Source organism: Paraburkholderia tagetis (assembly GCF_022213065.1).
GTDB classification, from domain to species: Bacteria; Pseudomonadota; Gammaproteobacteria; order Burkholderiales; family Burkholderiaceae; genus Paraburkholderia; species Paraburkholderia tagetis.
The window spans coordinates 1-6,731 of the sequence record NZ_JAKLJA010000095.1 but is presented as its reverse complement, the minus strand read 5'-3'; the positions used below and the strand labels follow the sequence as shown (position 1 = coordinate 6,731).

At 62.2% G+C, this 6,731-nt stretch carries 5 protein-coding genes; 2 read left to right on the top strand and 3 right to left on the bottom strand.

The genetic code is table 11. The features are described 5' to 3' along the window. Positions 1–205: 205 nt before the first annotated feature. On the bottom strand, positions 206–418 hold the full coding sequence (locus tag L5014_RS38185) for a hypothetical protein (RefSeq protein WP_238469038.1): 213 nt from the start codon (positions 416–418) through the stop codon (positions 206–208). A 254-nt stretch (positions 419–672) separates the two neighbouring features. After that, positions 673–2,073: an alpha,alpha-trehalose-phosphate synthase (UDP-forming) gene (gene otsA, locus L5014_RS38180; protein ID WP_238469037.1), complete on the bottom strand. Its 1,401-nt coding sequence runs from the start codon at positions 2,071–2,073 to the stop codon at positions 673–675. A gap of 482 nt (positions 2,074–2,555) precedes the next feature. Between otsA and L5014_RS38175 the strand changes: the two genes are divergently transcribed. Beyond that, the gene (locus L5014_RS38175; RefSeq protein ID WP_133198258.1) at positions 2,556–2,759 is read left to right on the top strand and encodes a cold-shock protein; all 204 of its coding nucleotides are present in this window, start codon (positions 2,556–2,558) and stop codon (positions 2,757–2,759) included. A 104-nt stretch (positions 2,760–2,863) separates the two neighbouring features. Here L5014_RS38175 and rpoD read toward each other — a convergent pair whose 3' ends face one another. Next, positions 2,864–4,894, bottom strand: a complete 2,031-nt coding sequence (gene rpoD / locus L5014_RS38170; RefSeq protein ID WP_238469036.1) for an RNA polymerase sigma factor RpoD — start codon at positions 4,892–4,894, stop codon at positions 2,864–2,866. A gap of 508 nt (positions 4,895–5,402) precedes the next feature. Between rpoD and L5014_RS38165 the strand changes: the two genes are divergently transcribed. Next, positions 5,403–6,509, top strand: coding sequence for an aromatic ring-hydroxylating oxygenase subunit alpha (locus L5014_RS38165; protein WP_238469035.1), 1,107 nt, complete (start codon positions 5,403–5,405; stop codon positions 6,507–6,509). The last annotated feature ends 222 nt before the right edge of the window (positions 6,510–6,731 follow it).

Sequence of the window (6,731 nt, the reverse complement as noted above, 5' to 3'; positions counted from 1 at the left end):
TACTGCTCGCTTACGCGTGGAATTCGCGCTCGGGTGTGCGTGGAATTCGCGCTCGGGTCATCGTGGAATCGGTGCTCGGGTCGCCGTGGAATTCGCGCTCGAGTACGCGTGGAATATGCACGGTTCGCCGACCAGGCCTCGGAACGCCCCCATAGTCGGCCAGGCCACAAGTCGATCGGAAACGACGTCCTCGATTGCAGCCTTCTCAGGAAAGTAGATAAAACGTTCCTGCAACATGGCAACGCCTGTCAAAAGGATCGACACGCGAAGGCGGCAGCGTATGCCCGAACGCTTCGCGGAACACCTGGGACGGCTTCTTCTTGCGTTTGCGAACCTGCACGCGATCGATCACCTCGTCATGCTCATAAGTCACGCCATCTATACGGATGGACCCAAAGGAAAATGCATCGAAGCGCATTGCCGCCTCCACGGCTTCGGCTCTGGCGCCACGCCCCCTTGCATGAGGGTCCAACGAACGCGTGGCCAGCAAACCGATTATAGGTTCGAGGCCACTGCGTCGCGCACATGCCGCTTGCGCCCGCCCGCGACTCCGGGTCGAACGCTGAACGCATGGCGCCATAAAGCCATCAGTCTGCGGCGAAAATGGTCGCGAAAATGCATATGCGGTCACACCCACAAAGGGGATCGTGCACCGCCGATTTCTTCCAAGCGTCAGTCAGTCACGTCCTGTTCCACGTGCTTCAGCGCCTGCAGAAACGATGAAGACCACCAGTGAACGTCGAGCTTGCGAATCCGGCTCAGCAGCGCCTCGTGCCGCTTGATTCGTTCTTCGACGGGCATCGTCAGCGCGCGCTGGATCGCTTCCGCCGTGCCCTGTATGTCGTACGGATTGACGAGCAACGCCTCCTTCAGTTGCTCTGCGGCGCCCGCGAAGCGGGACAGCACCAGCATCCCCGGGTCAGCCGGGTCCTGGGCGGCGATGAATTCTTTCGCGACGAGATTCATCCCGTCGCGCAAAGGGGTAACCAGTGCGACCCGACTCGCGCGGTATAGTCCTGGCAGACGCCTGCGGGCGACATTGCGATGGATGTAGCGCACCGGCATCCAGTCCAGTTCGCCGTAGTCGCCATTGATCGCCCCGCACAGGCTGTCCATCTGGCGGCGCAGATCACCGTAGGCGCCGACGTCCTCGCGGCTCGGCGAAGCAATCTGGATGAGGGTTGCACTGTTACGGTTTTCCGGATAGCGCTCGAGCAGGGCCCGGAATGCCTGGACACGTTGTGGCAGCCCCTTCGAATAGTCGAGGCGGTCGACGCCGAGCAACAGGCGGCGTCGCGCGTATTCCTCGCGCATCCGCAAAAACGTGTCTCGCCCTTCCTTCGCCTTCGTGAGGCGAACGAAGTCGTCGACGTCGATGCCGATCGGGTAGGCGCCTACCCGAAGGGTCCGGTTGAAGGCGCGGAAGCGCTCGGGACTCAACTGTTCCGCCTGTGCTTCCGCTGCAATGTAGTGGGAGAAGTGCGTCACGTCCGTTTCACTCTGGAAGCCAACCAGATCGTAGGCGAACAACGAACGCATCAGCCATTCGTGCTCCGGAATCGCCGCCATGATCAGGCGCGGCGGCATTGGAATATGCAGGAAGAAACCCATGCGGTTTCCACATCCCAGTGCGCGCAGTTCGGCGGCCAGGGGAATCAGATGGTAATCGTGCACCCAGATCAGGTCTTCTGGCTTGAGCAGCGGTAGCAGCTTCTGCGCGAACAACCGGTTCACCCGCCGGTAGCCCGTGGCGAAGCGGGTATCAAAATTGGCCAGGTCCAGGCGATAGTGGAACACGGGCCACAGCACGCCGTTGGCGTAACCGAGGTAGTACGCGTCGTGATCTTCCTGGCTCAGATCCAGCGTCGCCAGCATCACCTCGCCAGCAGACTGGAAGTGAAGCTGGCCCTGGCTGGCCGGGTCGGCGACCGCTTCGTGCTCCACCCTGCCGCTCCAGCCAAACCAGAGCCCCCCGGTTTGCTGCAGGCTTTCCCGCACCGCCACCGCGAGTCCACCGGCAGCAGGTTTGCGGGGATCGGCCGTGCGATTGGAAACGACGACGAGGCGGCTCACGGGTTCCTCCGGTTCGTGCACGAAGGCGGCACGGGCGGGAGCCACGCAGGAAGCAGCACCGCCCGGACTTGCCACAGGTGTAGCGGCTCGATGACATCCGACGCAGGACCCGGTTACATCGGGGCTTGTAGGACCACATTAGCTGAGAATATCGGGATCCGTGAGAACGGGTCCGCCTGACCGGTTCCGATTCACTCCCCAACCCGTGTGATCGCCGCCGGTTTGCTCCCACCCTGTGTAGGGCCTTACCCGCAGCCAAAAGAGGCGCTCCCCGCTCCACACGGGGCAAAACCGGTTGCGTCAGCGCACCGGTGTCGATGGCACATGGCAATGGGCCGGATTGCGCGCAACGTGCGGTTCCCCGGTGCCGCTCGAAAACCTCGATAGCCGGCAATCGCTCGCCTGTGCTACAACATGGCCGCACCACTGGCGCAGGCCCGTGGCATCATCTACAACCCTGTCTTCCCAGGAACATTCAGAACATGGCTACCGGTACCGTCAAGTGGTTTAACGATTCGAAGGGTTTTGGTTTCATCACGCCGGACGACGGCGGTGAAGACCTGTTCGCGCACTTCTCCGAGGTTCAGGGAGCTGGCTTCAAATCCCTTCAGGAAGGCCAGAAGGTGAGTTTTGAAGTCAAGCAGGGCCCCAAGGGGAAACAGGCAGCGAACATCACGCCGTTGTAAGTTTCCCGGGCAACATACGCGTCCTGCGGGGCAGCGATCGGGCCGATGCAGGATCGCTGCCGGTGTGGAACCGGGCGTCGACAGGGGGCGTGCCCCGCCATTGCTCAGCGCTCGACAAACGGCCTCAACCTGTCAGCGCGAATGGGATCCCTCAGCGTGCGCATCGCCTTGATCTCGATCTGGCGGATTCGCTCACGGGTTACGCCAAACTGCTCGCCGACCTCTCCAAGCGTGTGTTCCGAGGTCGTATCGAGCCCGAATCGCAACCGCAGGACCTTGGCCTCGCGTGGCGACAGCCCGTTGAGCGCCTCATCGATTGCGGCACGCATGCTCGCGTGCATTGCTGCCTCAGCCGGTGAACTTGCGCGGACATCCTCGATCAGGTCACCGAGCGTCGCGTCAGCGTCGTCGCCCATCGGCGTTTCGAGCGACACGGGTTGCCTCGCAACCCTGAGGATACCGCGTACTTTATCCTCTGACATCTCCATACGCTGGGCAAGGACAGTGGGATGGGCTTCCTGTCCCGTCTGCTGCAGGATTTCGCGCGAAATCCGGTTCAGCCTGTTGATCGCCTCAATCAGGTGCACCGGCACACGGATGGTCCGGGCCTGATCGGCAAGCCCACGGGTGACCGCCTGCCGGACCCACCAGGTGGCGTACGTCGAAAACTTCCAGCCACGCCGGTATTCGAACTTGTCCACCGCCTTCATCAGGCCGATATTGCCTTCCTGGATCAGATCGAGGAACGGCATGCCGCGGTTCACGTATTTCTTGGCAATTGAGATAACAAGACGAAGATTCGCTTCAATCAGCTCCCGCTTGGCCTGCCGCATTTTCAACTCCGCGGCACTCATCCCGCGGTTGATCTCCTTGAGCTGCTGCAGTGGCAGTGAGATCCTCGCCTCGATGTCAGCGAGTTTCTGCTGCCCGGCCTGAATCGCCGGCAGATGTCGCTCGAGCGACGCGCCATACTGCCGTGAAGTGGCCGCCATGCGGCGGGTCCATTCAAGATCCGTTTCGTGACCCGGGAACGACTCCACAAACGACTCGCGTGGCATGCCGCAACGCTCGACGGCGACCTGCAGGATGCTGCGCTCGATCGCACGAACCTCCGCTGCCTGTTCGTGCACACTGGCACACAGGCGATCAATGGTTCTGGCCGTAAAGCGGATCGTCGCCAGTTCGCGCTGGATCTCCGCGCGCACTCGCGCCACGGCTGCCGAACCGGCCCTGGCAGTAACCGGCATATCCGGCAACTGCCCGAACAGTGCACGCACACGTGCAAAAACCGCAAGACTGTCGTTCCTGAGTTGCGCGAGGCGGGCTGCATTCGCTGCCTCCGGATCCCCGGCGTCCGGCTCAACGTCGTCACCGTCCGGTTCATCGCCGCAGGCGGAGTCTCCCATCTCATCGCCTTCGGAGTCCTGCATCATTGCGCTTTCGCTCACCTCGTCGCTGATGCCAGCGACCAGTTCGTCGATACTCAGTTCGCCAGCAACAATGCGTTCCACATCGGCAAGAATGGTGGCCACGACCGAGGGACACGCGGCGATCGCCTGAATCATGGCGTGCAGGCCGTGCTCGATGCGTTTCGCGATCTCGATTTCACCGGCGCGGGTCAGCAGTTCTCTGCCCCCCATCTCACGCATGTACATCCGGACTGGATCAGTCGTGCGGCCGAATTCGGAATCGACGGTCGACAGTGCAGCTTCCGCTTCCTCGACCGCCTGATCGTCGGATGCCACGGCAAGCGTGGCGCCGCTTAACAGGAGCGTCGCCGCGTCCGGCGCCTGCTCGTACACGGCCACTCCCATGTCACTGAACGTGCTGACGATTGTCTCCATCGCAGCCGTTTGCGTAACGTTGTCCGAGAGGTGATCATTGATGTCCACGTGCGTGAGATAGCCGCGCTCACGGCCCAGCGCGATCAGCGCGCGCATCTGGCGTTGACGCTCCGCGTCCTGTCGTGCCATCGACTCGATGTCCAGCGTTGTGTGGACGGACCAGGACTTTCCCTTTCGTGCGCGGCGGCCGGCCTTTGAAGCAACCGCGATCACGCGGGACGCTGTTTCGTCGCGAACTGGGTTTGCCACTACATTCTCCTCGACAGGTTGGCCGACGATCGTTGCAGCCATGGCGGCAGATCGATTTGATCTGTTGGGGTGCGAACGGAATCGTGGAAAGACGCACGGACAATTGAGGCGGGAATGCCTCCGGCGGGATCCGATGTGCGCAGATTGGGGAATCCTAAATAATACCAAAAGATATTGTGCAATGCAACATGCAATGGATACAATTTTATCGGGTTGCGGGATAGGGACTGAAAGGGAAAGGGGCGGGGCGCAGCGCCACGAACGTCCAACGTCCGCCGGCCAATTCCGGCTGTTGCTCGATGCGATGGCGAGGATAGTTGGGCGCCGCTTCCATAGCAGACATAGCGTGCTGCGACAACACTCCGGCGGACGTTGTCGGCCATATCCGCCACGCCAGGATGCGGGCGAATGGCCGAAACTGCTATGCCCCTCCCCCTCCCGCCACAGGATTCCGGCGAGTCGCCCCACTTCGCGTAGACTGGGCAAGATCCCCGGGCAGCGAATGCTGCATGCAGCGTCGTTCGAAGTTCCCGTTATGCAAGGAGGCGTCATGCGTGCAGTGCCTTTGCTGGATAGCGGTGCCTTCGACCCACCCGCAGGCGCACCCGTGCGCGACCTGCGCCGGGTGCCCATCCATCCCGATCACTGGTATCCATTGGCATGGTCGAGCGAGGTCAGGCGGGGCAAGGCCGTCGGGGTGCACTTCGCCGGCAGTCCGATCGTGCTGGCGCGTACCGCCTCCGGTACGCTGTTCGCACTCGAAGATCGCTGCGCCCACCGGCAGGTGCCGCTGCACGCGGGCGTGGTAACAGGGGAGTCGCTCCGCTGCGGCTATCACGGCTGGACTTATGACTGCACAGGCCGCTGCGTCGACGTGCCATACCTCGGACGTGAGCGCCTGCCCAACGGGGTGCGCGCCTATCCCTGCCAGGAGGTGCACGGCCTGATTTTTGTCTTCCCCGGCGATATTGAGCTTGCTCAAGAACGGGAGCTGCCCACCCTGCCATCGGTGGCAGACAAGGCATACAAGACGCGCCGCTTTGGCCGTGAGGTCAAGTGCCACTACTCTTTCATGCACGAAAACCTGATGGACATGAACCACCAGTTCCTGCACCGGCGTCAGATGGGGCAGATGCGGGCGCGCTCGCTGGCCCGTCGTCGCGGAGACGACTGGATGGAGGTGGACTACACGTTCGTGCGGGAAGGCAGGCAGCCTGTAGGCGAGGCCCTGGTGTTTGGCGCCAGCAAGACGGACGGTGACCGGGACAACAAGGACGTGATGACGGTACGCACCGGCTATCCATACCAGACCCTGCAGATCCGCTCGGATGATGGCACGTTGGTGATGGACCTGTGGATCGTCTACGTGCCACTGGATGCGGCGCAGCGCACCAACCGGACGTTCGGCCTGCTTTCCATCCGCAGGCCCGGCGTTCCGTTTGCGCTGGACCTGGCATGGCCACTGCTGGTCTGGTTCACCGAACGCATCTTCAGGGAGGACCGCTGGATCGTCGAGCGCGAGCAGGAAGCCCACGACAGGCAGGGTGCCGACTGGAACCACGAGGTGTTCCCGGTCATCAACGAATTGCGCGACCTGTTGCGCAACTGTGGCGGCCGCACCGTGATCCCGATTCGCGAGGTGGGCGATACGGCCTGACGGCGAAGCCGCGCCGCAGATGCGGTATGTCCACTGAAAAAACAGTGAGCACATCCTGGCCTATTTAGCACTGGATAGCGCTTACGATTCCCCGCGCCTCAAACGCCAGAACCCCGGTGCTCTTTCGGAGCGACCGGGGTTCTGGACATACTGCATAGGGAGCCTGACGATTACCTACTTTCACACGGGCAATCCGCACTATCATCGGCGTGGAGCTGTTTC